The 24027-nt window shown below is 65.2% G+C and carries 25 protein-coding genes; 13 read left to right on the top strand and 12 right to left on the bottom strand.

Features of this window, described 5'->3' with window-relative positions:
• Positions 1-7: 7 nt before the first annotated feature.
• The 3 genes from CV102_RS01925 to CV102_RS01935 all read right to left on the bottom strand — a co-directional run bounded on the left by CV102_RS01925 (position 8) and on the right by CV102_RS01935 (position 2835).
• A complete protein-coding gene (locus CV102_RS01925) occupies positions 8-1063 on the bottom strand; it encodes a Brp/Blh family beta-carotene 15,15'-dioxygenase (RefSeq protein ID WP_148856151.1) in 1056 nt (351 codons plus the stop codon).
• 4 nt (positions 1064-1067) lie between these two features.
• Positions 1068-1859, bottom strand: a complete 792-nt coding sequence (locus CV102_RS01930; RefSeq protein ID WP_148856152.1) for a lycopene cyclase domain-containing protein — start codon at positions 1857-1859, stop codon at positions 1068-1070.
• A 121-nt stretch (positions 1860-1980) separates the two neighbouring features.
• Entirely contained in the window at positions 1981-2835 is an 855-nt protein-coding gene (locus CV102_RS01935) for a bacteriorhodopsin (protein WP_148856153.1), read from the bottom strand.
• Between the two features lie 567 nt (positions 2836-3402).
• On the opposite strand from CV102_RS01935, the gene gatB reads away from it, so the two are divergent.
• The 7 genes from gatB to CV102_RS01970 all read left to right on the top strand — a co-directional run bounded on the left by gatB (position 3403) and on the right by CV102_RS01970 (position 10921).
• Positions 3403-4899, top strand: coding sequence for an Asp-tRNA(Asn)/Glu-tRNA(Gln) amidotransferase subunit GatB (gene gatB, locus CV102_RS01940; protein WP_148856154.1), 1497 nt, complete (start codon positions 3403-3405; stop codon positions 4897-4899).
• 126 nt (positions 4900-5025) lie between these two features.
• Complete coding sequence (locus tag CV102_RS01945) at positions 5026-6042, top strand: MBL fold metallo-hydrolase (RefSeq protein WP_148856155.1); 1017 nt, start codon at positions 5026-5028, stop codon at positions 6040-6042.
• A 139-nt stretch (positions 6043-6181) separates the two neighbouring features.
• Positions 6182-7489, top strand: coding sequence for an ABC transporter substrate-binding protein (locus tag CV102_RS01950; protein ID WP_148856156.1), 1308 nt, complete (start codon positions 6182-6184; stop codon positions 7487-7489).
• Between the two features lie 6 nt (positions 7490-7495).
• The gene (locus tag CV102_RS01955; protein ID WP_187432836.1) at positions 7496-8380 is read left to right on the top strand and encodes a branched-chain amino acid ABC transporter permease; all 885 of its coding nucleotides are present in this window, start codon (positions 7496-7498) and stop codon (positions 8378-8380) included.
• A complete protein-coding gene (locus CV102_RS01960; protein WP_148856157.1) occupies positions 8373-9482 on the top strand; it encodes a branched-chain amino acid ABC transporter permease in 1110 nt (369 codons plus the stop codon). Before CV102_RS01955 ends, CV102_RS01960 begins: the two co-directional genes overlap by 8 nt.
• Positions 9479-10210, top strand: a complete 732-nt coding sequence (locus CV102_RS01965) for an ABC transporter ATP-binding protein (protein ID WP_148856158.1) — start codon at positions 9479-9481, stop codon at positions 10208-10210. Before CV102_RS01960 ends, CV102_RS01965 begins: the two co-directional genes overlap by 4 nt.
• A complete protein-coding gene (locus tag CV102_RS01970; protein WP_148856159.1) occupies positions 10211-10921 on the top strand; it encodes an ABC transporter ATP-binding protein in 711 nt (236 codons plus the stop codon).
• Positions 10922-10945: 24 nt separating this feature from the next.
• On the opposite strand, the gene CV102_RS01975 is transcribed toward CV102_RS01970, so the two are convergent.
• On the bottom strand, positions 10946-11740 hold the full coding sequence (locus CV102_RS01975; protein ID WP_148856160.1) for an N-acyl homoserine lactonase family protein: 795 nt from the start codon (positions 11738-11740) through the stop codon (positions 10946-10948).
• A 157-nt stretch (positions 11741-11897) separates the two neighbouring features.
• On the opposite strand from CV102_RS01975, the gene CV102_RS01980 reads away from it, so the two are divergent.
• Complete coding sequence (locus tag CV102_RS01980) at positions 11898-12032, top strand: transporter (RefSeq protein WP_148856161.1); 135 nt, start codon at positions 11898-11900, stop codon at positions 12030-12032.
• A 106-nt stretch (positions 12033-12138) separates the two neighbouring features.
• Entirely contained in the window at positions 12139-13443 is a 1305-nt protein-coding gene (locus CV102_RS01985) for an NAD(P)/FAD-dependent oxidoreductase (RefSeq protein ID WP_148856162.1), read from the top strand.
• Between the two features lie 49 nt (positions 13444-13492).
• On the opposite strand, the gene CV102_RS01990 is transcribed toward CV102_RS01985, so the two are convergent.
• The 3 genes from CV102_RS01990 to artA all read right to left on the bottom strand — a co-directional run bounded on the left by CV102_RS01990 (position 13493) and on the right by artA (position 15757).
• Complete coding sequence (locus CV102_RS01990; RefSeq protein ID WP_148856163.1) at positions 13493-13888, bottom strand: hypothetical protein; 396 nt, start codon at positions 13886-13888, stop codon at positions 13493-13495.
• Positions 13889-14018: 130 nt separating this feature from the next.
• A complete protein-coding gene (locus CV102_RS01995) occupies positions 14019-14732 on the bottom strand; it encodes a metallophosphoesterase (protein ID WP_148856164.1) in 714 nt (237 codons plus the stop codon).
• Entirely contained in the window at positions 14732-15757 is a 1026-nt protein-coding gene (gene artA / locus CV102_RS02000; protein ID WP_148856165.1) for an archaeosortase A, read from the bottom strand. Before artA ends, CV102_RS01995 begins: the two co-directional genes overlap by 1 nt.
• Positions 15758-15925: 168 nt before the next feature.
• On the opposite strand from artA, the gene CV102_RS02005 reads away from it, so the two are divergent.
• Positions 15926-16705, top strand: coding sequence for a DUF7839 domain-containing protein (locus CV102_RS02005; protein ID WP_148856166.1), 780 nt, complete (start codon positions 15926-15928; stop codon positions 16703-16705).
• Positions 16706-17310: 605 nt separating this feature from the next.
• On the opposite strand, the gene CV102_RS02010 is transcribed toward CV102_RS02005, so the two are convergent.
• From CV102_RS02010 to CV102_RS02030, 5 genes are read right to left on the bottom strand one after another with little or no spacing between them, the layout of a single operon-like run.
• The gene (locus CV102_RS02010; protein ID WP_148856167.1) at positions 17311-18078 is read right to left on the bottom strand and encodes a proteasome assembly chaperone family protein; all 768 of its coding nucleotides are present in this window, start codon (positions 18076-18078) and stop codon (positions 17311-17313) included.
• Between the two features lie 6 nt (positions 18079-18084).
• Positions 18085-18264 (bottom strand): RNA-protein complex protein Nop10, encoded by a 180-nt coding sequence (locus tag CV102_RS02015; RefSeq protein WP_148856168.1) that lies wholly within the window; start codon positions 18262-18264, stop codon positions 18085-18087.
• Positions 18264-19064 carry a translation initiation factor IF-2 subunit alpha gene (locus CV102_RS02020; protein WP_148856169.1) on the bottom strand — a complete coding sequence of 267 codons (801 nt, stop codon included), beginning with the start codon at positions 19062-19064 and terminating at the stop codon, positions 18264-18266. The genes CV102_RS02015 and CV102_RS02020 overlap by 1 nt, the downstream gene beginning before the upstream one ends.
• Complete coding sequence (locus tag CV102_RS02025; protein ID WP_005553725.1) at positions 19061-19234, bottom strand: 30S ribosomal protein S27e; 174 nt, start codon at positions 19232-19234, stop codon at positions 19061-19063. The genes CV102_RS02020 and CV102_RS02025 overlap by 4 nt, the downstream gene beginning before the upstream one ends.
• 5 nt (positions 19235-19239) lie before the next feature.
• Complete coding sequence (locus CV102_RS02030) at positions 19240-19521, bottom strand: 50S ribosomal protein L44e (protein WP_148856170.1); 282 nt, start codon at positions 19519-19521, stop codon at positions 19240-19242.
• 179 nt (positions 19522-19700) lie between these two features.
• Here CV102_RS02030 and CV102_RS02035 point away from each other — a divergent pair, with 179 nt between their 5' ends.
• The 3 genes from CV102_RS02035 (at position 19701) to CV102_RS02045 (ending at position 23976) form a co-directional block, all read left to right on the top strand.
• Positions 19701-23009, top strand: coding sequence for a nitric-oxide reductase large subunit (locus CV102_RS02035; protein ID WP_187432837.1), 3309 nt, complete (start codon positions 19701-19703; stop codon positions 23007-23009).
• 83 nt (positions 23010-23092) lie between these two features.
• Positions 23093-23359: an HAH_0734 family protein gene (locus tag CV102_RS02040; protein ID WP_148856171.1), complete on the top strand. Its 267-nt coding sequence runs from the start codon at positions 23093-23095 to the stop codon at positions 23357-23359.
• A gap of 170 nt (positions 23360-23529) precedes the next feature.
• Positions 23530-23976 carry a GtrA family protein gene (locus CV102_RS02045; RefSeq protein ID WP_148856172.1) on the top strand — a complete coding sequence of 149 codons (447 nt, stop codon included), beginning with the start codon at positions 23530-23532 and terminating at the stop codon, positions 23974-23976.
• Positions 23977-24027 lie beyond the last annotated feature (51 nt).

The following is a 24027-nucleotide window of genomic DNA, read 5'->3' on the forward strand; positions in this document are numbered from 1 at the left end:
GACCGAGCTACCCCCTCGGCGTCCAGATCCCCGCCTCGAGATCGAGCAGCGTGACGACGACGACGTGAGGGAGCGTCAGGATCGCGATGCCGACCAGGTAGAGCCCGAGCAGATCCGTCGTCGTCGCCGGCGTCGTCGGAACCGCGAGCGCCAGCCCGGCGAAGACGAGCAGGGCGCCGACGGTCAGCGGCGCGGCGTCACGGGCGAACCGGCCGAACGCGGGCCCCAATCGGCCCCGTGCCAGCCGGTCGGTCGCCCGACCGTCGAGCAGCATCGTCCGGAGGATGTGTCGCAGCGAGTGCCAGAGCGGAAAGTACAGCCCGATCGCGAGGATCGGCGGGACGACCGCGAAGTACGCGACGAGCCCGAGCGTTTCGCCCGCGTCGATCAGCCAGGGACCGTGGTCGTCGGTCGCACGGTAGCCGAGCGCGAGCGAGGCGACCAGCAGCGTGGCGAAGCCGATTCCGAGGGCCAGTCGAGCCTCGGGCTCGAACGCGAACTCGAGTGCGGTCGCAGCGGCGGGATCGAACAGCCCGACTAAGGCCCGCGTGACGAACGCATACTCGGCGGGAAACGCGAGTAGCGGAACGAGCATCGGGATTCCACCCCGGACGATTAGCGTCAACGTGCGTGAGACTCGTGTCTCGAGGTGGTCCGCACCCACGAGCGCGACGAGCGCGTAGACGTCGCCCTGCCCCCAGTGAGTGAGGGTGAGCAGAATGAACGCCGCGAACGCGACCGCGGGGGCGAGCCACCAGACGACGGCGTAGAGTCCGCCCGCGACCAGGTAGATCCCGCCGACCAGCGCCAGATCGCGGTGCGTGACCGGTGCGTCCCGTGCGCGCGGAAGCACGAGGTGGTCGACGGCACCGTGGGGGACGCCGAGGAAGAGCACGCTCAGCCCGAGCGAGAGAAACTGGACGGACCGCGGAAGGGTGCCGGCGACGGCGGTGATCGACACTCCGAGGAGAAGCGTCGCCACACCGCCGAGAACGGCGAGCCGTGCGGCAGTCGTCCGCGCGTCGATCGCGTTCGGGGCGCCGTCGGCTGTCCCCGTCGACATCGACTCACCCATCGGTTGACCGGGAGAGGAGTCGGTCGACGACCCGCTGAACGTGTTGTACCGTCACCGGAGCGTCCAGTCGGTCGAGGACCCACACGTAGAGGACGATCCCCTGGACGATGAAGACGTTCGTCACCAGGAAGAACAGCATCTCCTCGAGGGGCAGACCGGCAACCCCGACGCCGATCGTGTGCGTCTCGGAGATCATCCAGATGCCGAGCGAGATCGCGACCCAGTCGGCGAGCCAGAGGTACAGCGTCGGGACGGCGATCGCGAGGAAGAGTCGCCGGCGAACGCGGACGAGGTACGTGAGGCCGAACCCCCACTGGATCGCGAGAACCGGGCCGGCCCAGACCAGGATCGCGCCGAGGTAGAACGTCGATGTCGTCCCGAGGAGGAGCCAGCCGGCGAGACAGATCGCCGCGCCGGCGAGGACGCCGACGACGCGGTGGCTCGTCGGGATCCGAAGTGGTAGCTCCGCGACGTCGAGCAGGTGGAACAGCCAGAACGCCGTCAGCATCGTCTGGAGGACGAAGAAGAGGTACTCCTCGACCGGCGTGTGCCAGACCGTCGCCAGAACAGCGCCGTCGCCGTACCACCAGACGCCCTCGGGGATCAGGGCGTTCGTCCACGGCGTGGTGTAGACGACCGCCAGCGCAACGAGGATGGCAAACCCCGAAAGCGCTTCCCGGTTCCACCACGCCCGATCGCGGCGAACGGCAAGCCAGCCGAGGAGTGCGATCGGTGGCAGCGTGAAGACGAGGTGGAACTCGAGGTAGCTGAGCGGAGGCGTCATCGTACTGTGCTTCGGTTCGGTGCCCGAAACGCGGGCGAGGGGTTGTACCACGGTCGAGTCATGTCATACCGGTCACGGTTGGTCGGGGGTGGATTCGAGATCTGGATGCTGTCCGTACGAGTTAGTCGTCACTCGGGGCCACGACGGCCTTGCGGGTCGAACCGTAGTCGGAACCAGCGGTGATCGCATCGGGCTCTTTGACGACGTACAGCACGACCAGGCCGGTGACGATGTACTTCGTGATGATGTCGAGGACACTGTAGCCCCACGAGGTGATCGCGACGTCGAGCACGGCGATCCCTTCCACGCCGAGCCCCCACAGGATCGGGTACCCGAACCAGCCGACGACGGTGAGGATCTTCAGCGTGTTGAACAGGTCGGCGGTCCCCGTCTTCTCGGCTTCGGCCGTCCAGTCGACCATGATGATGTAGACGATCACGAGGAAGAACAGCGAACTGATCACGAACCACCACCAGCGCATGACGATCGAGGAGGTGGTCAGTGCGGCGGCCAGGCCGGTCACACACATCGCGATCGTAAACGCGCAGGTCGTCATGATCTTCGTCAGGTTCGATCCCGCGATCAACCCGAGCACGATGAGAATAAACGGCGTCGAGAACGTCCAGGTGAGGTACCGCCCCCACATGGTCAGGACCTCTTCGCCGGCCCGCGGGTGGCCTGCAGGCATCTCGATGAAACTTATCGTGAGCCCGGAGGTAAGGCCCGTATAGCTCGAAATCGAGACGACCGAGATCAACATCGTCGCGACGAGGATGAGGTTGGCTCGCGGATCCGTTACGCCCCGGCCCATCGCGACGATAAACAGGATCGTCAACCCTGCGAGCGCGATGTTGGTCACGAACGACAGCGCGAGCAGCGTGTCGTCGAAGACGTATTCGAAGATCTCCGCCTGCGTTTCTGGCGTCTTGAGGACGATCTGCCGGGAGATCGGCGCCAGCATGTCAACGGAATGCATGTCTACAGTATGACGTTCGGTCGTGAACGGAAAGAGAGCGAAGCCATACCAGTAAGGGGAAATCGGTGCTAGCTCCCGGTAATCTGCGTATTCGGCTGGAAGGAGGGTCTACAGCGCCTACGACGCCGATCGTCGCACGTCTTTTTGCGGTTTCCCGCCGGTGATGAGGAGGAGGTGAACGGTTCAACTTCAGTGTGAGTGCAACGCCGATTCCGGCGTGATCCGTGTATCGACGGCAAGGAGATCGCTGCCGTGAACGGAGGTCTCGACGCCGAATGCGTAGAGGGTGGACGATCAGGCCTGACGCAAAGAGGCTGAGCAGCGCCACCAAGACGTTTGCGGCGGTAAGATCTCCGTCAAAACGGGGGTGATCCTGATCTCGTCCTCGACTCTGGTTGTTCTCACCCCTCCTCGAACGCCACGGCTGCGTCTCGGCGACCCCCGAGCGCACGCCACCGAGATGAGGTTGTAGGTGCCGCCCGCATCAGCAACGCGACGCCTCGGCGATCAGCGGTTGCTTCGGTCCGTCCCGTTACGTTTTACCCCCACGGGCCCGAATCGCCTCCAATGACTGCCCAGACCGTCCAGCAGGGCGACCTCGTGACCGTCATCGGCCTCGAGGTCCACGTCCAGCTGGAGACCGACACGAAGATCTTCTGTGGCTGTTCGACCGAACAGAGCGACGAGCCCAACGAGAACGTCTGCCCGGTCTGTCTCGGCCTCCCGGGCGCCCTGCCCGTCCTCAACGAGGCCGCCGTCGAGGCCGCGGTCAAGATCGGCAAGGCGATCGACGCCGAGATTCCGGAGGAAACCCGCTTCCACCGGAAGAACTACTACTACCCCGACCTGCCCAAGAACTTCCAGATCACCCAGTACGACGAGCCGATCTGCGCCGACGGCGACCTCGAGATTTCCGTCGAGGGCGAGCGGCGGTCGGTGACGATCGAGCGGGCGCACTTAGAGGAGGACCCCGGGAGCCTCCAGCACGTCGGCGGCGGTGGCGGAATCGACTCCGCCGACTACACGCTCGTCGACTACAACCGCGCCGGCACGCCGCTGATGGAGATCGTCACGGCGCCGGACTTCCGCAGTCCGGGCGAGGTGCGGGCGTTCCTGGCCGAACTCGAGGAGGTCCTCGAGTACCTGGGCGTCTTCGACGCCGAGCGCGACGGCAGCCTGCGCATCGACGCCAACCTGTCGATCATTCCCGAGGAGGAGATCGAGAGCGACGACGTCACCGAGATCGGCCCGGAGGCGCTCGCGGCCGCGAACCGGACGGAGGTCAAGAACATCTCGAGCCACAAGGGCGCGGAGAAGGCCCTGGCCTACGAGGAGACTCGCCAGAAGAACGCCATCCAGCGCGGCCGCGCGGTCGAACAGGAGACCCGCCACTGGGACGAGAGTCGGGGCATCACGGTCTCGATGCGCTCGAAGGAAGAGGAGAAAGACTACCGATACTTCGAGGAGGCGGACCTGCCGCCGCTCCGGGTCTCGGGCTGGAAGGACGAGATCTCGATTCCGGAGCTGCCCGCCGCGCGCCGCGAGCGGTTCGAGGACGAGTACGGCCTGAGCGACGAGGCAGCCTCCAAGCTGACCTCGACCAAGCAGGTCGCGGACTTCTACGAGAACGTCGCGGGCGAGTTCGACCCCGACCTCGCCGCGACGTGGGTCGCGGACAACCTGCTCGGCGAACTCAACTACCGCGACATGGAGATCACGGACATCGAGGGACGACTCGAGGAGGTTACGCGACTCGTCGAACTCGTCTCCGAGGGCGAGATTACGGCGAAGAACGCCCGCGAGACCGTCCTCCGATCGATGCTCGACGACGGGAAGGCGCCCGACGAGATCGTCGAGGAGGAGGGGCTGGGCAAGACCGGCGAGGACGAGGTCCAGCAAGCCGTCGTCGAAGCGGTCGAGGAGAACCCCGACGCGGTCGACGACTACGAGTCGGGCGACGAGGGCGCGATCAACTTCCTCGTCGGCCAGGTGATGCAAAAGACGGGCGGCAGCGCGGACCCGGGCGACGTCAACCAGCTGCTGCGGGCCGAACTCGAGAGCTAACTCGCTCTCCCGGAGCCGAAGACGCGCCGCTTTCGAACGCTGTTTACTCTGTCTGCTGAAAACGTTAACAGTGTCACCTCTCCGCAACCGTCCGAATTAAGACTGGTCACGACGTCCGTGGGTAACATGGATCGTATTTCGCTGGGTAACGAGGAGTTCGAGGGGCGCAACAATGCCTACATACTCGCTGACGAGGAACGGGACGAACTCGCGCTGGTCGACACCGGGATCGCGACCGACGCCGTCCGAGCGGACCTTCGCGAGGGACTGGCCGAGCGCGGCTACGAGTTTGCCGACGTCGACGACATCGTCCTGACGCACTTCCACGTCGACCACGCGGGCCTCGCCGGCGAGATCCAGCGGGAAAGCGACGCGACGGTTTACGTCCACGAGGCCGACGCGCCGCTCGTCGAACAGGATCCGGACGCGGTCGCCGCCGTCGAGGAACAGCGGCTGGAACTGCTCGAGCAGTGGGGCGTTCCCGACGACGCACGCGACGAACTGCTCTCCTTCCTCGAAATGGGGAAGAGCGTCGAAGGCGAGCCAGCCGAGACGACGCCGATCGAGGACGGCACGGTGCTCGACGTCGGCGGGAGGACGCTCGAAACCCTTCATGCGCCCGGTCACGCGGCCGGACTCTGCTGTTTCGAGATCGGCGGTGGGCCGGAGACGCGTGGAGGAGGTGACGCCGCTGACGGAACGGAGGCGTTCGTCGGCGACGCCGTGTTACCGGTCTACACTCCGAACGTCGGCGGGGCCGACTTCAGGGTCGACCGACCGCTGGAGCGGTACGCAGAGACGCTGGAGCGGATCCTCGATCGGGACTACGACCGCGTCTGGCCCGGCCACCGCGATCCGATCGACGAACCGACCGACCGCGTGCAGACGATCCTCGAGCACCACCGGGAGCGAACCGAGAACGTCCTCGACGTGCTCGAGGAACACGGCCCGGCCGACGCCTGGACGGTCAGCGCCCACCTCTTCGGCGACCTCGAGGGGATCCACATCGTTCACGGGCCCGGCGAGGCGTACGCACACCTCGACCATCTTCGACAGGAAGGAGTCGTTACGTTCGACGAGGGTCGATACGCCCTTCGCGACTCCGCGACCGATCGCGAGTCGATCGGCGAGTTCGTCGCGTAACGATCTCACGGGGTAGGGTCGTCTCCGTATGACGGTTGTCACCAACCTGCATATTTAATAGAGCGGGACCAGAACTGGGGGAACAGAGTTGCTAACATAGTGGTCCACAATGTCTAACAACGATAATAAGGGGGCAGAAATGACAAACGCTGGTAAAGAACTCGTCAGAAGAAGAACGTTTCTCGGGGCTGCCGGTGTCGGTGCAGTAACGACGACGCTCGCCGGCTGTCTCGGGGGAATCGCCGGCGAAGACGACGATATCTTCCGAATCGGCCATCTGGCACCGACGCGATCCCAGATGGGACTCGGGGCGGAACGGAGCATCGAAATCGCCGTCGACGAGGTAAACGACGACGGTGGGATCCTCGATCAGGAGGTCGAACTGCTCTCGGAGAACACGGAGGGACAGGTCGACGAGGGGACCGCGGTCGTCGAGAGTCTGGTCCAGGAGGACAACGTCGATCTGCTGGTGGGGACGTTCGTCAGCGAGGTGACCCAGGGCGTCATGGACTTCGTCGCCGACCGGAACGTTCCGTTCCTCATCACCGGGTCGGCCGATCCCGACACGATCACGGAGTTCCACGGACAGGACTACGAGCAGTACAAGAACGTCTTCCGAACGGGACCGATCAACTCCGACCTCCAGGCGGAGGGGATGGGCCAGTACGCCGAGTTCCTCTCGGACGAACACGGCTGGGAGGAGTTCGCCATCCTGGCCGACGACGCCGCCTGGACCGGTCCGTTCATGGATCGACTCCCCGACGAGATCGAAGAGCGGGGGTTCGACGTCGTTCACACAGATACGATGGGAATCGAGACCGACGATTTCACCCAGTATCTCGACGACGTGGACAGCGCGGACGCCGACGCCGTCTTCCGGTTCATCGCTCACGCCGACTCCGCGGCGTTCGTCTCGACGTGGCAGAGCAACGAGTATCCGTTCGCGGTCGAGGGGATCAACGTCCCGGGCATGTCGCCGGCGTTCTGGGACGCGACCGAGGGGGCATGTCTGTACGAGACGACGTCCCAGTCGGGAGCCGGCGGTGTCGCGGAACTCACCGACCAGACGATGCCGTTCGTCGAGGAATACGAGGACCGCCACGCCGACGAAGATCCGCCGAGCAAACCCATGTACATGGGGTTCAACTCCTACGACGCGGTCCACTTCTACAGGGAAGCCGTCGAGAGCGCCGGCACCGCCGACTACGAGAACGAACTCGACGGTATCGTCGACGCAATGCTCAGCACCGAACACACCGGTGCGGCGGGCGATATGGCGCTGTACGACGAGGATTCCGAATATCCGAACGATCTCCAGGAAACTCGCGACGAGGACGACTACATCTCGAACTTCCCGATGACTCAGTGGCAGGAGGGTGGGGAAGTCGAGTGCGTCTTCCCCGAGACCGACGCGACCGCCGACCACGTCGCGCCGGAGTGGCTGTAAGCAGACATGCTCGGTACACTGCTGTCGATACTGATTCTGGGCGCGATGATCAGCGCCGTCTACGCGCTGATCGCGATCGGCTTTACGATGATCTTCGGCGTGGGCGGGGTGTTGAACCTCGCACACGGTGCCCTGATCATGCTCGGCGCCTTCGCGTATCTCGGGCTCACCTCGACCGGAGGGATGCTCTCCTTGCCGCCGCTGGTCGGGTTCGTCATCGCCGTCGCCGTTTCGGCCGCCGCCTCCTACGCGATGTACGCGGGGCTGGTGCAGTTCATCGAGGAGAACGTCGTCATCACGTTCCTCGCGACGGTCGTCGTCGCGCTGCTGGCGACCGAACTCGTCACCTTCTGGTTCGGGACGGATCCCTACCAGCTCGTTCCGCTCGTCGCCGGCTCCATCCACCTCGAGACCGTGGGGACGCGCGTCCGGTACATGGAGTTGCTCGGGTTCGTCATCTCCTGGATCGCGATCGGCCTTCTCTGGTACTACGTGACCCAGACCGACGAAGGCCGCTCGATTCTCGCGACGTCGATGAGCGAGCGCGGCGCACAGCTCACGGGGGTCGACCTCGATTTCGTCAAGTCCCGGACCTGGCTGATCGCCGGCGCGTTCGCCGGCATCGCCGGCGTGTTCCTGGGATCGTTGCTCTCGACGTACCCGGAGATGTGGCTCAACCCGCTCGCCATCGCGTTCATCATCGTCGTCATCGGCGGAATCGGGAGCATCAAGGGATCGGTCGTCGCGGCCTACCTCATCGGCTACCTCGAGACGGTGACGATCCAGTTCCTTGGCTCGAGCTTCCAGGGGATCTTCTCGCTGGTCGTCCTCGTCGTCGTCCTGCTCGTCCTACCGCAGGGACTGTACGGGAGGGAGTTCGTCCATGAGTAGCGAAACCGATCGTTCGACTGGCTCGACCCGGGTGCTAGGAGACACCTGGCGCAGCGTCGACGACGGACTCCGCAGCGTCGGCAATCGAATCAATCCCGTCTTTCAGCCCCTCGCAGACGGTTACAACCGGCTGTTCGGGGCGTACTTCGGCGAGATGAACGGCCTGCAGTTCCTGTTGATCTTCGGATCGCTGCTCGGGCTGTTGACGGCCCCCTTCTGGGGCACGTTCTCGCTCATTCAGACGATGACGATCGCCTGCATCTGGGCGGTGTTCGCGATGAGCTGGGACATCCAGAGCGGCTACACCGGCTACATCAGCTTCGGCCACTCCGTGCTCTCGGGTGTGGCGGCGTACGCGACGGCGATGCTCGTCTACAACGTCGATCCCGAGATGTCGATGGCGATCACGATTCCGCTCTCGATACTCGCAGCGCTCGCTGTCGGGATGCTGATCGCACTCCCGACGCTTCGACTGAGCGGACCGTACTTTTCGTTGATCACGTTCGTCGCCGTGTTGATCTTCTACCGGATGATCCGACCGTTCAGCGAGTACACCGGCGGCGAAACTGGAATCCAGACCGTATCGGTGTTCACGTACGATCCGCTCGTGCGCTACTACTACATGCTGATCCCGATGCTCGTCGTCGCCGTCGCGCTCACGTTCGTCGCCCGCTCGAACATCGGGCTCGTGCTTATGGCGATCCGGGAGAACGAGTCGGCGGTCAACGCCGCCGGGCTCGACGCGACCAAGTTCAAGCTCTGGTCGTTCGTCCTGAGTTCGATCCCGATGGGGATCGGTGGCGTCCTCCTGGTCCACTACTACGGCTCCGTCGATCCGACGACGTTCGTCGTGGTCGACAACAGCATCGAGATGATCGCCATGGCGGTTCTGGGCGGGATGAGTTCGATCCTCGGCCCGCTGGGCGGTGCGTTCCTCTTCGTCATGCTCGAGGACTTTCTCCTCGAGGGGCTGCCGGCGTCGGCTCGCTGGACGATCCTCTGGACGATCATCCTGCTCGTGCTCGTGTTCGCCCGTGACGGGCTGTTCCGCAAGCTGTGGCACGCACTCGAGCGGTACGGTCGCAGAGGTGAGACGCGATGACTCTGCTCGAGATCGACAGTGTGACGAAGAAGTTCGGTGGTCTCGTCGCCGTCGACGACGTCTCGTTTACCGTCGACCGCGGCGAGATCGTCGGACTGATCGGCCCGAACGGTTCGGGCAAATCGACGATGTTCAACTGCATCATGAGTGAGTACGACGTCACCGGGGGAACGATCCGGTTCGGCGGGGAGGATATCACCGACTACCGGACCCATCAGGTCGTCAACAACGGGCTGTCGAGGGTCTCCCAGGAGTCGAACCCGATCGACGCGCTGCCCGTCGGCGGGAACATCAAGCTGTTCACGCTGCCGAACAGCGTCGTCTCCCTGCGTGGCGGCGCGAGCGAGGAAGAGATCTACCAGTACGCCGCACGGGTCGGCCTCGAGAGCGAACTGCAGGAGCTCCCGGACGAACTTCCCCACGCCGACGTTCGCCGGCTCGAGGTCGCGAAGGCGCTCGCGACGGAGCCGGAGCTACTCCTGCTCGACGAACCCTTCGCCGGGATGAATCAACAGGAGATCCGTGAACTCGCGGCGACGTTCGAGGAGTTCCGCGAGGACGGGATCACGATGGTCATCGTCGACCACAACATGGGCGGGCTGATGGATCTGGTCGATCGGGCCGTCGTCCTCGACAACGGTGACAAACTCATGGAGGGACCCCCAAAAGAAGTCACGACGGACGAGCGCGTCAGAAAAGCGTATCTCGGCGGCACGGAGGTGCCGTAGATGGCCGTCCTCGAACTCGAGGACGTCCACGTCCGGTACGGCAAGTCCCACGCGCTGAAGGGCGTTTCCCTCGCCATCGACCGCGGCGAGATCTACGGCGTGATCGGCCCGAACGGCGCCGGAAAGACGACGATGCTGAACGCCATCGCCGGCTTCACCGACTACGAGGGGCGGATCCGGTACGACGGAACGGATCTCGCTTCGAAGGGGCCCCAGGAGATCGTCAACGACGGACTCGTCTACTGCACCGAGGATCGGGACCTGTTCCCGTTCTTCTCGGTCCACGAGAACCTGCTGATGGGCGCACAGTTCCGGGAGGATCGCGACGCGGTCCGGGAGGACCTCGAGATGGTCTACGAGCTGTTTCCGCGCCTCGACGAACGCCGGGAACAGGAGGCCGAGACGATGAGCGGCGGCGAACAGCAGATGCTCGCGATCGGCCGGGCGCTGATGAGCGATCCCGAGGTCCTGATGCTCGACGAACCGACGCTCGGACTCGCGCCGATCATCATCGAGGACATCAACGAGGCGATCGAGCGGCTGAACGAGGAGGGGCTGACGATCCTGCTGGCCGAACAGAACTCGACGTTCGCGCTGCACCACGCCGAACGGCTCGCGCTGCTCGAGACCGGGACGATCGAACTGTCCGGCTCCGCCTCGGAGTTTCAGGACGACGACTACATCCGCGACGCCTACATCGGCGTTCACTGACGGCGCCTCCCTCGAGCGCCCTCGTTACAGTCCGTCCCGCAACGTCTCGAGGTCCTCGGCGTCGTGGCCACAGATGATCTGCGCGTCGTAGCGTCGTTCTTCTTCCTTGAGGAATCGGAGACTCTCGAGCCAGGCGCGTTTGCTCCAGAGCAAGCTGCCGCCCATCGGGTGTTCGTCCTCGTAGTTCGCCCGGACGTAGGCCTGGTCGCCCGCGACGAACACCGTCCCGGCGTCGTCGAGTTCGAGTCGGATGCCGAGGAGGCCGGGCGTGTGGCCCGGCAGGTGGACGAACTCGAGGTCCCGGAAGTGTTGTTCGTGCTCGCCGTGGACGATCTCCCAGTTCAGGTCACGGTCGAAGTCGCCGGGAACGTAGGCGTCGCTGCCGGCGTCGGTCTTGGCGCTGTAGTAGGCGTACTTCAGCTCTTCTTCGTGGACGAAGATCGGGACGTCCGTCCCCTCGAAGGCGTAGAGGCCGCCGGCGTGGTCGAGGTGGAGGTGGCTCTGGATCACGCAGTCGATATCCGAGACGTCGTAGCCCGCCGACTCGAGGTCGTCCTCGAGCGGCCGGAGACCCGTGTGCTCGAAGGCGGCGTACAGTTCGTCGGGCCAGTGTCCCGAATCGGCGTCGGGATGCGAGCCAGTATCCCAGAGGATCGTCCCCTCGGGATGGTCGATCACGAGGTTGTAGACGGGACCGTCGCCCATCGTCGTCTCGGGATCGGGATCGGCGGCAGACCCCATCGTGTGGCCCTCGAGGATGTGGTTGAAGTCCGTGGTGATCGTCCCGCGCTCGATCGGGGTGACGGTTGCATCGACCATATCTCCACCACGACCGAGCGAGAGTTATAGGTGCTGGACGTGGCGATACGTCGTCGCTGGCGACAGTTGGCGAGATCGATCCGAACGAGTTGACGGTCGCGTTCCACGTTGTGAATGCCGGCCGTAGTGCTACCTGTCTTCCCGACATTTCGAGCGTATGGTCAGAATGTCGACGGTCGTGATCCTGCTCGGTGTCGTCCTGTTGTTCGTTCCGATCCCGCCGGTTGCAACCATCCTCGGCGTGCTCACGATCCTGGTCGGGATTGCACTGCGGCTGCTTACGGATCTGTAGCTCGGACACGAGTCGGAACTCTCGCCGTCCTCGAACGTCGAGGTGAACGCGCGTCGGCGCTGCCGCTACGTGTACGATTTTCCGTCTCGACGCCGAACAGTCACTCATGCCCGAGACGCCGCGAGTGATCGTCGCCGGCGGTGGACTCGCTGGTCTGGTGGCCACGCGCCACCTCGCCGGCGCAGGTCTCGACGTGACGCTGTTCGAACGCGACGAGACCGTCGGCGGGCGGGTCCGGACACGAGAGCGCGATGGGTTCCGGTTCGACCGCGGATTCCAGGTGCTCTTTCCCGCCTATCCAGCCGTCCAGCGCGAACTGGACCTCGAGGAACTCGAACTTCGCCGGTTCGCCCCCGGTGCGTGTCTCGCCCGGTCGAACCACCGGTCGACGCTCTCGGACCCTCTTAGAGAGCCGAAGACGCTCCTGGCGACGCTGTTCAACCCGGACATCTCGTTCGGAGACAAACTCCGCGTCGCTCGACTCGTGGCCGAACTCGGACGAACCGATCTGGAGACGATCTTCGAGGAGCCCGAATCGGACGCGTCGATCGAAACGTCCCTCCGTGAACGCGGCTTCTCCGACGACTTCGTCGGGAACTTCGTCGCCCCGTTCTACGGCGGTATCACGCTCGACCGATCGCTGTCGACCTCGAAACGGGTCTTCGAGTACACCTTCCGGACGCTCGCGACGAGCGAGGCCGCCGTTCCAGCCGCAGGGATGGGCGCGATTCCGGCCCAGCTCGCCGACGAAGTGCGGAGCGTGGGCGGAACTATCGAGACGGGAACCGACGTCACGGCCGTCTCGAGCGACGGGACGAGCGCGGACAGCGACGGCGGCGTCACGGTAACGATCGACGACGACGAGGAGATCGACGTCGCTGCGGTCGTCGTCGCGACCGACCCGCCAGCCGCTCGAGGGCTGACCGACGTGGAGTCGATCCCGACCGAGGCGCGGGCCTGCGTCACGCAGTACTACGAACTCCCTCCGGGAACGGATCTCGAGACCGGCGGACGGCTCCTCCTGAACGCGGGTGGCGAGGAGCCAAACCACGTGACTCCCCACAGCGAAGTCGCACCCGAGTACGCGCCCGACGACGCGACGCTGATCAGCGCGACCTACCTGGGCGAACGCGAGGAGAGCGACGAGGAACTCGCTGCGATCACGCGGGATGCCCTCGAATCGTGGTACCCCGAACGCCGGTTCGACGACCTCGAGACGCTACGGACGGACCGGATCGGATTCGCCCAGTTCGAGCAGCCGCCGGGGATCTACGATCGGTTGCCGGACGCGCGCGCTCCGGACGGCCCCGTCTACCTGGCCGGAGACTACACGCAGTGGTCGTCGATCCAGGGGGCGATGAAGAGCGGACGACTCGCGGCGAAGGCGGTGCTCGAGGATCTCTCGGGGTGATTCGCGCCGATCGGCTCTCGAGACGGCTCCCCCAGTCGTCTTCTCCCTCTCAGAGTCGATCCTGAACGAGGTAGCCGTTCGTGACGAGAACCATGGTCATGATGGCGATCTCGAACGAGACGATCCCGACGAGCCAGAAACAGAAGGCAGCGCCGTTGAATCCCAGTGCGATGGCCGGTGCGCCCGTCTGGATCGTCTGCAGGTAGCGGCGTGTCCGGTCGTCACTGCGTCCATCGGCGGCTTCCTCGCTGCGCTCGTCGCCAACGACCTCTTCCGCGTTCGCCTCGTCGGTTTCGGCATCGCGTGCGTCGTCGGGAGCCAGGAACTCGGATCCACAGCGCCGACAGGTGATGTATCGCCTCGAGAAGGGCGTCGGATAGTCTGCCGGGCAGTTCGGGCAGACGAGGCGGTCGGGAATTGGTTGCTGTTCCGCACGTTCAGCCATTTTGATACTGAGTGAATTAGAACGCTCCGGTATATGTTTTCCCATCGTGACTGTCTCAGAAGATGGTACTTTTTGGCAGCGTCGTCGGCGAGCGGAACAGCGTCTCCGAATTCCGAGATAATCGGCCTGGTTACAGAAGCCGACGTGACTGTCCGAGCGGCGGGAACCAGAGCGTCTCCTCGCTCGAGGGATCCCGAACGGCCGGATAGCAGGCGTCGACGTCCGTCACCAGCGGCGACTGGAAGTCCCGAGACCGCATGCGGTTGACGGTTGCGCCGGGTGCGAGGCGAGTAAAAGCTGGTAGCACGAGGACGCTCGCGTCCTCGTAGCTGTCGGGTCCGTAGAGGAAACACGGGCGTTTTCGGCCGTCGATCGACAGCGCCGGGTGGTCGTGGCCGACGACGTACCGGTCGGCGTCCGCGTTCGGCGGTTCGTGTCCGTGACAGACGACCGTCTCTCCGTCTGCGAGCCGGTACTCCGATGCGGTTTCGCCCGAGAAGACCTCCTCGAGCATCGTGTCGTGGTTGCCGGGCGTGACGACCAGCGACGCGTCGGCCGTCTCGACCCGATCGACGAACTCTGCTACCGAGCGCTCGACGCCGCGCGGAATCCGCGAGAACGAGTGAAGCAGGTCGCCGGCGACGACGACAGTCTCCGGCTGGCACGCCGCGAGCAACGCCTCGAGCCGATCACAGACGTCGCCGCCGTCGTCGACGGGTGCGTCGACGCTCGAGGAGGCGGCGCGGCCGAAGTGGACGTCGGCGAGGACGAGCGCGTCCGCGTCCGGGATGGAGACCGCCCGATCGGTGAGCGTAAACGGGACGTCGACGGCTGGCTCGCTCATCAGTCGCCTGATCGTGATCCATCGACTTCAGTGCCGCCATCGGCCCGGACGTCGTTGCCGAGCGCGCGCTCGAGGTCGTACTCGGTGCCGGTGAAGATGAACAATACCTCCTCGAGGGGCCTGAGCACTTCTGGGAGGATCTTGATGACGAGGAGGGTGATCCCGACGAGCGCGACGACCGACAGCAACTGGGAGATGTAGTTGTGGGCGACGAGATAGGAGACGCGGTTCGCTTCCGCACCCATGTACGTCGTCATGAACGACACGAGCCAGTCCTGCTGGAACCAGCCCCACGGCGAGGCCAGTCCGATGAAGACGTTGCGAACGAGGTTGAGGAACCAGATGACGCCGATCGCGAGAGCGAACGCGGTCGCCTTTCGCTTGAGCGGCGCCTTGACGGCCGCGATCAACCCGCCGAATATCGCCATGCTCCCGAGGCCGGTACAGGCCATGACGATGTACGTCGTTCGCCCGGTGACCGTCTCGTCGGAGTCGAAGTCGAACCGGCTCTCGTACCCGTTCGCCCCCTCGTTGATTCCGGGGCTGTGACCCAGCAGTTCCATCCCGTAGTGGGTCTGGGCCGCAGTGGTCTCGATCAGCCACTGGCGGACGAACGGAATCGTCTCCGCCGGCAGGTAGATCACACCCATGATCGCGACGGCTTTCGTGAGGACGAACAGGGAGTCGCGCCCGCGGAACAGGAGGGAGCCGGCGTAGACACACAGCGGCAGGGCGGCGAGTGCCAGTATGGTCTGGAGGGGGCTCTGAACGTCGTAGTAGTAGTACGGCGCCATCGACAGCCAGTACGTTCCGAACGCGACCCAGGCGGCCGCACCGAGCGACCGGGCGGGACCGGCGGCGCCGCGCCATCGAGCGAGGAGGGCCGCGACGAACGTGGCGATCGCGATCCAGGCGAGCGCATCGGTCGGCTGGGCCCCGAGCACTGCCGGAGCGAGCGCCCCGCTCGTCGCGGATTCGAGTCCAACGACCGTCTCGAGTCCGACGGTCGTCACGGAGGGCCACATATTCGTGTTATCCAGAAGGACTCTCTCGCTATCAACTTGACGACTCGTTCACCGAATCGAACCGTCGGCGACCCGGTGGAGAAGACGACAGGGGAGTCCCCGGCACAGCCGGCACAGCGCCGCCGGCGAGACGCCTACCTTTTTGCCGTGCTGGACGGAATTTCCCGTATGGTCGACGTCCTCGACAACAAGCGGGCCGCGACGCGGTTTCGGATCCTCGTCCAGATCGCCGAGCGCCAGCCCGCCGTCAGCCAGGGGGAGATCGCCGAGGAAGTCGGCGTAACGAGCCAGGCCGTCAGCGAGTACATCCGCGAACTCGTCGACGACGATCTCGTCGAGAAGGAGGGTCGGTCTCGATACCGCGTCACCAAGGAGGGTGTCGACTGGCTGTTCCAGGCGGCAGGCGACGTTCGCCGGTTTGCCGACCACGTCACCGAGGACGTTCTGGGTGCGATGGGCGAAGATAGCGCAATCGCGACTGCCGATCTCCAGGAAGGCGACATCGTCTCGCTGTCGATCGAGGACGGACTGCTCCACGCGAGCCCCGGCGACGAGGGGCCGGCGACCGGTGTCGCGACGACGGATGCGGAGGCCGGCACCGACGTCGGCGTCACGAGTTTCGAGGGCGTCATCGAACTCGAGCCCGGATCCGTGACCGTGTTGCAGGTTCCGGCGGTCCGATCCGGCGGCAGCCGCGAGATCGACGCCGAGACGGTCACCGACCACTGTGCAGACGCCGACCTCGTGCTCGCGACCGGGATCGAGGCGGTCGTCGCCTGCCGACAGGCCGGGACCGAGCCCGCAGTCACCCTCGCGGTCGGCGACGTCGCGGCCGACGCCGCCGAACGCGGCCTCGCGGTCACCGCGGTCGCGACGACCGACGCCGTCGGCCGCGTGACCGATACGCTCCGGGACGCCGACGTCTCCTACGAAGTGCTCGAGGGATAGGTTCGTCCTGCGTTCGAACGGCTACTCGTCGCTCCGCTGCACTATTTCGGCTATTAGTTTATCACTCTCTCATTTACGAATATTCTGACATACGTGGGTGGATTCTCGGCGTAGAGAAGCTCCGCCGGAAGACGCTTCTGCTCGCTGCGCTCGCCAGGAAAACGGCGACCCTGCCCTTCCCCGGGTTCTCGCGGTTCCACCGGAAGGTACGGGAGACCTTCGGTCTCCGGGCACGCGGGCCTCTCACTGCCGTTCGCGCTACGCTCCCGGCCACGTGGCGCGCGCTGAAGGCGTGACCGAGCGCTGCGAGGCCACGACATCGACACCGTGCGAGGTCTTCGCGAACGATAGTGAGCGAAGGGTTGTCAGAGCTTGCTCTGACAGTGGACGGCACGAACGAAGTGAGTGCCGAGGTTGGGGAGGGTCGAGGTGCGGTCGGGTGGGACTGAAAGGGGCCGTCCTCGAGCCTGTCAGGGGCTTTCACAGCAGACGTTACACTCTCCTCTCAATCGATGATTAGACGAGAGATCCCGAGGCCGTGACGACCACCACGATAGACTAATAGACGGGATTGAGCAGTGAAAACCGGTCAGCGATCGAAGCGACTACCCGATGTATCGAAGGTCGTCGTCCGTCGGAACGTCCATCTGCTGTTGTTGTTCCATCTCCTGGATCTTGCCGATGACGTCCTCCATCTCGTCGGCCCGCTCGTCGAGCGTCTCGTAGTCGACCTCGAAGCCGAGCAGCGTCTCGAGGACCTCGAGCACGGCACGCGCACTCTTCGGATCGACGAGGTAGCCGCTGGTCTCGCCCATCAGGCAGGCGGTCTCGAAGCCGCGTCGTTCGCCGAGTCCGAGCAGGAGCCCGGAGACCCCGACGATGCCGCCGGCGGGTTCGTCCTCGCGGAACTCGACGCCGGCGTCCTCGAGCGATTCGAGCATCGATTCGTGGCTGACGGCGCCGACGACGGCGTACTCGTCGATCAGTTCGCCGGTCGGAACGCCGCCGAGTGCGTACAGCTCCGTCGCGCCGAACTCCTCGGCGATGTCGAGGAAGGCCGTCGTCAGCACGTAGTGGCCGTCGTTGGTCTGGGCCTGGTGATCGCCGGTCAGCACGAGGAGGTCCCGACCGTCTGGCACCGAGACGGCGTAGATCTCCGCGCAGGTCAGCTCGGCGACGCCGTCCTCGACGCTCACCTTCGGCGGGAACTCGCGGGAGTAGATCCGTCGAACGAGCGTGCTCTCGCCCTCGAGCTCCTCGAGTAAGTGCTCGGCGGCGAGGCTGCCGACGTGTCCGACACCTGGCAGCCCCTCGACGAGTACGGGGTCGTCCAGTTCGACCTCGGCGACCGCGTCGATCTCGAGTTCGTCCATACCGTATCAGCGATTGCGACGTTTAAGAGCGCGTCGGTACTCGCCGTAGGAGTCCTCGGGATCGAACGGCGCTGGAGCGCTGTTGACGGCGTCGGCTCCACACTCGGGGCAGTCGGTAGAAAGCGTATACACCGGGCGATCGTGGGCGTCGCGCCACGCCGAACAGACCCGGATGTCGGATTTCATTATTCGTCGTCGGTGCGACGCTCGCGGTGGAACTCGCCCGTGCCGCCCTGTTCTTCGATAGCGACGACCGCGCGCTCGGCGCTCTCCTCGAGTTGCGCCTCGGCGGTCTTGTAGTTCGGTGCCTTCACCGTGATCCGGTACTCCGGTGCGCCGACGTAGCTGACCTCGAGGTCGACCTCGTCGGGGATCTCGCCGTTGCCCTCGGCGGCCGAAAGTGCCTCGCGGATGCCGTCGACGCCGCTCGGCGACGCGTTCTCGAGATCGACGTAGCCGGTGACGTTAACGTACGGCACCGAGACGTTCTCGCGGGCGGTCTCGACGATGGCGTCGATTTCGTCGTCCGAGAGATCCGTGTTCTCGAGCGCCTCGTCGCCGTGAATGGCCGCCTGCTTGAACCCGTGATAGAGGCTGCCGTGGGCGCCGATCAGTTCGTTGGCGATCGCGGTGTACTCTTCGTCGTCGGCGTCCTCACCGAGCGCCAGAGACATCCAGTTGTCGGCCTTCTGCTCGTTTTTCCACTCCTGGATCTTGTCGGAGCGCTGGTGGTCGTTGACGTCCTTCAGCGAGAGGTCGATCTGCTGGGACTCCTCGTCGACGTCGAGTACCTTGCAGACGACGATCTGGCCCTCGCGAACGTGATCGCGGACGTTCTTGATCCAGCCGCTTGCAACCTCGGAGATGTGGATCAGCCCGCGCTGGTCCTGGTACTCCTCGAGGTCGACGAAGACACCGAAGTCCTCGATCTCGTCGATCTTGCCGACGACGAGTTCACCGGGGTCGGGCCAGCCGCTGTACTTCATCGTGACTCGACTGTTTCGAGGATTTCGTGGTCGATCTCGGCTTTGCCGCCGGTCGGTCGGGCAAGCGTCGTGCCACAGACGGCACAGGCGACCTCCGTGGAGGCCTTGCCGAAGACGGTCTGTTCGTTCTCGCAGTCACCGCAGCGGACGTTGTAAAAGTTTCCTGCCATCGTAATCACTCCTGGAACTCGAGACGACCCGTACGCCATCCCTCGCGGAGGTGGGCCTTCCCGCAATCGTTGCAGCGGTACTTGAGGTCGGTCTTCTTGGTCGGCTTGTCGCCACCGGGCACCTTCGAGAAGCGGCCGGCGTTACCGATGACGGCCGTGTTGCGACGCGTTCGGCGAGCGTCCCACTTCATTCCCGAGGAGCGGCCCGAGCGGACCTTCTCGACTTCGTGTTCGTGGTGTTCGTTGCAGTGCGGACAGTACGTATTGAATCGGCGTGGCATCTGCATGGTTATCTCACTTGACGTGGGCTAAGATAGCGCTGTTTAAAACCCGTTTGGTTCGTCGCCGTCGGCCGATCGTCGCCGCCGCTCGGGGGTCTATCATAAGTTGCCGGCCAGTGACGAGTGGACCATTATCAGACGGCTTGTCAATTATTGCCACGCCAACGGGGTGTGAACGAAACTCAATGGTTCTCAGGAATATGCTGCACCAGACGGACGTCGTCGGTGAGGGCGGCCGGCGGAGTCCGGCCGACTACGTGTCGGATCGGCTCGCGTCGGGGGCCGAAACGGTCGCCGATCTCTCGGCGCAGGTCCGCGATACTGCCAGCAGCCGGGCGACCGACGCCGCCGACCAGGCCGTCGACGAACTGCTCGAGCGCTCTCTCGATCGAACTACCGAGGAACTGCTCTCGAGTCCGCCGCTCGATGCCGACGACGAGACCTCCACGGCAGGTCCGGACGACCCGCTCGATCGGGCGCTCGAGAACTTCCTGCGACGGTACGATCTCGACGAGGACCGGCTGGACGAGCGGACGCTGGACGCGATACGTACCCGGCTGGCCGCCAGCGTCGACGTGGATCCGGAACGGTTGCTCGAGGAAGTTCTGTCCGCTCGGGAGTCGGCCGCCGCCACGGGCCGTGACTCGAGTGCAGCCGACGGCAGATCGACGGCGGACGCGGACCGGTCCAGTGACGAGGTGATCGTCCAGATTGGTTCCGTCCTCCGATCGCAACTGGACGGCTCCGCCGATCGGTCCCTCGAGGAGCTGCTCGAGGACGTCCTCGAACGCGACGCCGTGATGGTGGCCCACGACCTCGAACGACTGCTCATCGAGGAGCTTCCGTCCCTCGCGGCGGAGACACAGGCGAGGGTGGCGTCCGCCGACTCGAGGGGTCCGGGAACGAGAGCACCCTACTCGAGGCGGTCGGCGCCTGGACGGTCTGACGCGACAGTAAACGACGATCGCACCGGGAGCACTCGGTCGGCCGCCGCGATGGCCGTCGCCGCGACGACGCTCCTCGCGGACGGCGGCGTCGACCCCTCGATCGCGAAACTGGCGACGAACCTGCTGCAGGCCGGCGACGGCGACGTGCCGACCGACCGCATCCTCCGGGAACTGCTCCCTCTGCTGATACGGACGGGAGCCGAGCGCGACCTCGATCTCGCGGCGCTTCGCTCGAGGTCGACCGGATCGTTGGCGCTCGTGGGACTGTTCGTCGCGAACCTCGTCGCGATGACGCTCGGGGCCTGGATCTCCCGGAAGAAAGCGCCGCCGATCCCCGACGAGATCCGGGGTCCCGATGGGGAGACCGTCGTGACCGACGAGCAGGTACGACTCGGGAAGAAGGCGTTCCAGGCCAACGGCCTCATGAACCATGGGTCGATCCTGGGCAACGGCTCGTACTTCGGCGTCGATCTGACGGCGGACGCCCTCGAGTCGAAAGCGGCGCACATGCGTGAGTACTACGCCCGACAGCACGGTGCCGACGCGTTCGAGTCGCTCGAGGCGGCCGACCGGGCGGCCGTCGAGCATCGCGTCGAAGACGAACTGGGGGCAAGGCTGAGCGAGAAGAGGACTCGAGAGAGCGAGCGGGCGGGAGCCCGCGAGCGAGCCGACGCTCTCGAGGGTTCGATCGCCCGGTACTCGGCGGCGGAGGTCTACGCGCACCGTCGGATTCGTGACGAGTACGTCGATCGATACTACGGCGGTTCGCCCGAACGCGGCATCCCGGAGGGGTACGTCGACTCGGCCGAGCAGGCCGAGCGAATCGCCGACTTCGCCTGCTGGACGGCGTGGATGGCCCACACGAACCGCCCCGACTCGGACCACTCGTATACGAACGACTGGCCGTACGTGCCCGCGGCCGGGAACCGGCCGACCGGACAGGTGGTCGTCTGGAGTACGATCGGCGTCGTCCTGCTCATCGCCGGCGGTGGGATCGGCGTCTGGGCCTACCACTCGTTCGACGTCGCCGAGCCGACGACCGAACTCGTCGACGTCCCCGGTCCCGATTCGGTGTCGGTCACGCCCGCCCAGTACGCCGCGGCGCGGTACGTTCCCGTCGCCGGCGCGCTGTTCGTCGCGCAGGCGCTCGTCGGCGCCCTTCTGGCCCACTACTACGTCGAGCGCACCGGCTTCTACGGAATCGGCGACGCGCTCGGTATCGACGTCGTCTCGCTGGTGCCGTTCTCGGTGGGTCGCACCTGGCACGTCAACCTCGGAATCCTCTGGATTACGACGCTGTGGCTCGCGGGCGGTCTCTTCCTGCCGGGCCTGTTCACGGACGGCGATCCGCCCTGGCAGGCCGAAGGGGCGACCGCACTGCTCGGCGCGCTCGTGGCTATCACGGTCGGCGCGTTCGCCGGCGTCTGGCTCGGTACTCGTGGCGCGTTCGGCTCGCCCGGCACCGACGGCGACGACGGCGACCTCTGGTGGTGGCTCGGCTCCGAGGGCCTCGAGTACCTCGAGGTCGGCCGGGTCTGGAAAGTTGGACTGCTCGCCGGCTTCGTCACCTGGACGGGACTGGTGCTCCGCGGCGTCCGCCGAATGGACGAACCGCCGACCGGGCTGGGCCACTTCGTGACCTATTCCGGGGGGTCGATCGCGCTCATGTTCGCCGCGAGCATGCTCTACACGCCCGACACCAACATCGCGGTGACGGAGTTCTGGCGCTGGTGGGTCGTCCACATGTGGGTCGAAGGGGTCTTCGAGTTCTTCGTCACCGCCGTCACCTCCGCCGCGCTGGTCTCGATGAACCTGATCGAGAAACCGACCGCGGAGAAGGCGATCCTCTTCGAAGTCTTCGCGATTATGGGGGCCGGGATCGTCGGCGTCTCCCACCACTACTGGTGGGTCGGCCTCCCCGACGTCTGGGTACCGATCGGGACGACGTTCTCGACGCTCGAGTTCGTCCCCCTCGTCTTCGTCCTCTACCGGAGCCTCGGCGAGTACCGCTCGTTGAAAGCGCGGGGCGAAGAGTTCCCGTACACGCTGCCGCTACTGTTCATCCTCGGGAGCAGTGTCTGGAACTTCGTCGGCGGCGGGGTGCTCGGCTTCTTCATCAACCTGCCGCTGATCAACTACTACGAACACGGGACCTACCTGACCGTCGCCCACGCCCACACGGCGACGTTCGGAGCCTTCGGCCTGCTCGCGCTCGGTCTCGGGACGTACATTCTGCGGGTCGTCACGCCCGAATCGGCGTGGGACCCGACGTGGTTCCGCGGGGCGTTCTGGCTGACCAACGTCGGGCTGGTGGTCATGACCCTCGCGTCGCTGCTCCCGATTGGATTCTTGCAGCTCCAAACTGCCTACAGGGACGGCTACGCCGCCGCGCGGAGCCTCGAGTTCTACGAGCGAGACCGCGTCCAGACGCTGCTGTGGGCGCGAACGCTCGGGGACACGCCGATGATCCTCGGCGCACTCGCTTTCACCGTCGCATCGGTTCGGCACCTCGTCGCCGCGCGACGACGCCGGGTCGCGAACGGCTGACCGGACTCGCGACCGGGCCGAACCGACGCTCGAACCGTACGAGAGTCAGAAGGCTTAATCCACTCTCACGAGAACTCGCCGACATGAAGCGCCTCATCATCCACGGCGACCCCGGGATCCGGAAGGGAGCCATCATCGAGTACGGCGGGGAGGAAGTGGTCTGTTTCGCCATCAGCCGCAACGGCGAGTGGCACGGCCCTGAAGAGGTTCAGCTGTGGTGTACCGTCGGGACCGAAGACGAGTTCGAGGACTTCGAGAAGCGCAACTTCACCCCGCACTTCCTCGACGTCGAGCGAATCGACGCCGAGGCCGTCGACGTGATTCGACCGAAAGCCGACCTCGCGCTGTAAGCCGGGCGCGACGGCCAGTGCTGATCTGCCGGCCGGCGTTCGCTGGACGTTCCAGCGAGGGATGCCGCCGACCGCGACCGAGGCGACCCTGGCGGTCGGTCCGCCCGAAGTTCGTCCCTCGCTGCCGACCGGCGGCGACCGACTCGAGTGCCGTATCTGAACCAGCGACGATGTCACGTTCACCCGTCGACGCGATCCGGACACGATTTCGGGCGTTGCTCTCGACAACGCGATTTACGCAGTTCGCCAGCGTCGGCCTCGTGGGAGCGACCGTCGACAACGTCGCCCTCTTCGCACTGGTCGAACTGACCGTTCTGGGGCCGGTCCTCGCGAAGATGATCGCCTGGGAACTCGCCATCGCAGTCATCTTCGTAATCAACGAGCGATGGACGTTCGCCAGTCACGGGACGATGTCGGCTCGAGCGCTCGGAACGCGGTTCCTGCGGTCGAATCTAGTTCGGTTCGCCGGCCTGCTTGTGGCGCTTTCGATTCTCTGGATACTGTACCATCGGTTCGGGGTCTGGTACGTGACGGCGAACATCGTCGGGATGGCGATTGGCTTCTTCGTCAACTATACCTGTGAGAGCCTCTACACGTGGAAGGTGCATCGAGAGTAGCGGTAGAAACCCACATACGGCGGCGGAATCACAACCCTTAACTAGCGCACC

Origin of the sequence: Natronococcus pandeyae, from assembly GCF_008122205.1 — an archaeon.
Classification (GTDB): Archaea; Halobacteriota; Halobacteria; order Halobacteriales; family Natrialbaceae; genus Natronococcus; species Natronococcus pandeyae.

What these genes read in the sequence shown, in the direction of transcription:
- CV102_RS02035 (WP_187432837.1), top strand. Translation starts at nt 19,701, where the DNA reads ATGGTTCTCAGGAATATGCTGCACCAGACGGACGTCGTCGGTGAGGGC.
- CV102_RS01950 (WP_148856156.1), top strand. Translation starts at nt 6,182, where the DNA reads ATGACAAACGCTGGTAAAGAACTCGTCAGAAGAAGAACGTTTCTCGGG.
- CV102_RS01930 (WP_148856152.1), bottom strand. Translation starts at nt 1,859, where the DNA reads ATGACGCCTCCGCTCAGCTACCTCGAGTTCCACCTCGTCTTCACGCTG.
- CV102_RS01985 (WP_148856162.1), top strand. Translation starts at nt 12,139, where the DNA reads ATGCCCGAGACGCCGCGAGTGATCGTCGCCGGCGGTGGACTCGCTGGT.
- CV102_RS01955 (WP_187432836.1), top strand. Translation starts at nt 7,496, where the DNA reads ATGCTCGGTACACTGCTGTCGATACTGATTCTGGGCGCGATGATCAGC.
- CV102_RS01925 (WP_148856151.1), bottom strand. Translation starts at nt 1,063, where the DNA reads ATGTCGACGGGGACAGCCGACGGCGCCCCGAACGCGATCGACGCGCGG.
- CV102_RS01960 (WP_148856157.1), top strand. Translation starts at nt 8,373, where the DNA reads ATGAGTAGCGAAACCGATCGTTCGACTGGCTCGACCCGGGTGCTAGGA.
- CV102_RS02020 (WP_148856169.1), bottom strand. Translation starts at nt 19,064, where the DNA reads ATGAAGTACAGCGGCTGGCCCGACCCCGGTGAACTCGTCGTCGGCAAG.
- CV102_RS01995 (WP_148856164.1), bottom strand. Translation starts at nt 14,732, where the DNA reads ATGAGCGAGCCAGCCGTCGACGTCCCGTTTACGCTCACCGATCGGGCG.
- CV102_RS01980 (WP_148856161.1), top strand. Translation starts at nt 11,898, where the DNA reads ATGGTCAGAATGTCGACGGTCGTGATCCTGCTCGGTGTCGTCCTGTTG.
- CV102_RS02030 (WP_148856170.1), bottom strand. Translation starts at nt 19,521, where the DNA reads ATGCAGATGCCACGCCGATTCAATACGTACTGTCCGCACTGCAACGAA.
- CV102_RS02010 (WP_148856167.1), bottom strand. Translation starts at nt 18,078, where the DNA reads ATGGACGAACTCGAGATCGACGCGGTCGCCGAGGTCGAACTGGACGAC.
- CV102_RS01965 (WP_148856158.1), top strand. Translation starts at nt 9,479, where the DNA reads ATGACTCTGCTCGAGATCGACAGTGTGACGAAGAAGTTCGGTGGTCTC.
- CV102_RS02005 (WP_148856166.1), top strand. Translation starts at nt 15,926, where the DNA reads ATGGTCGACGTCCTCGACAACAAGCGGGCCGCGACGCGGTTTCGGATC.
- CV102_RS01990 (WP_148856163.1), bottom strand. Translation starts at nt 13,888, where the DNA reads ATGGCTGAACGTGCGGAACAGCAACCAATTCCCGACCGCCTCGTCTGC.
- CV102_RS01935 (WP_148856153.1), bottom strand. Translation starts at nt 2,835, where the DNA reads ATGCATTCCGTTGACATGCTGGCGCCGATCTCCCGGCAGATCGTCCTC.
- CV102_RS02015 (WP_148856168.1), bottom strand. Translation starts at nt 18,264, where the DNA reads ATGAAATCCGACATCCGGGTCTGTTCGGCGTGGCGCGACGCCCACGAT.
- CV102_RS02045 (WP_148856172.1), top strand. Translation starts at nt 23,530, where the DNA reads ATGTCACGTTCACCCGTCGACGCGATCCGGACACGATTTCGGGCGTTG.
- CV102_RS01970 (WP_148856159.1), top strand. Translation starts at nt 10,211, where the DNA reads ATGGCCGTCCTCGAACTCGAGGACGTCCACGTCCGGTACGGCAAGTCC.
- CV102_RS02040 (WP_148856171.1), top strand. Translation starts at nt 23,093, where the DNA reads ATGAAGCGCCTCATCATCCACGGCGACCCCGGGATCCGGAAGGGAGCC.
- artA (WP_148856165.1), bottom strand. Translation starts at nt 15,757, where the DNA reads ATGTGGCCCTCCGTGACGACCGTCGGACTCGAGACGGTCGTTGGACTC.
- CV102_RS01975 (WP_148856160.1), bottom strand. Translation starts at nt 11,740, where the DNA reads ATGGTCGATGCAACCGTCACCCCGATCGAGCGCGGGACGATCACCACG.
- CV102_RS01945 (WP_148856155.1), top strand. Translation starts at nt 5,026, where the DNA reads ATGGATCGTATTTCGCTGGGTAACGAGGAGTTCGAGGGGCGCAACAAT.
- CV102_RS02025 (WP_005553725.1), bottom strand. Translation starts at nt 19,234, where the DNA reads ATGGCAGGAAACTTTTACAACGTCCGCTGCGGTGACTGCGAGAACGAA.
- gatB (WP_148856154.1), top strand. Translation starts at nt 3,403, where the DNA reads ATGACTGCCCAGACCGTCCAGCAGGGCGACCTCGTGACCGTCATCGGC.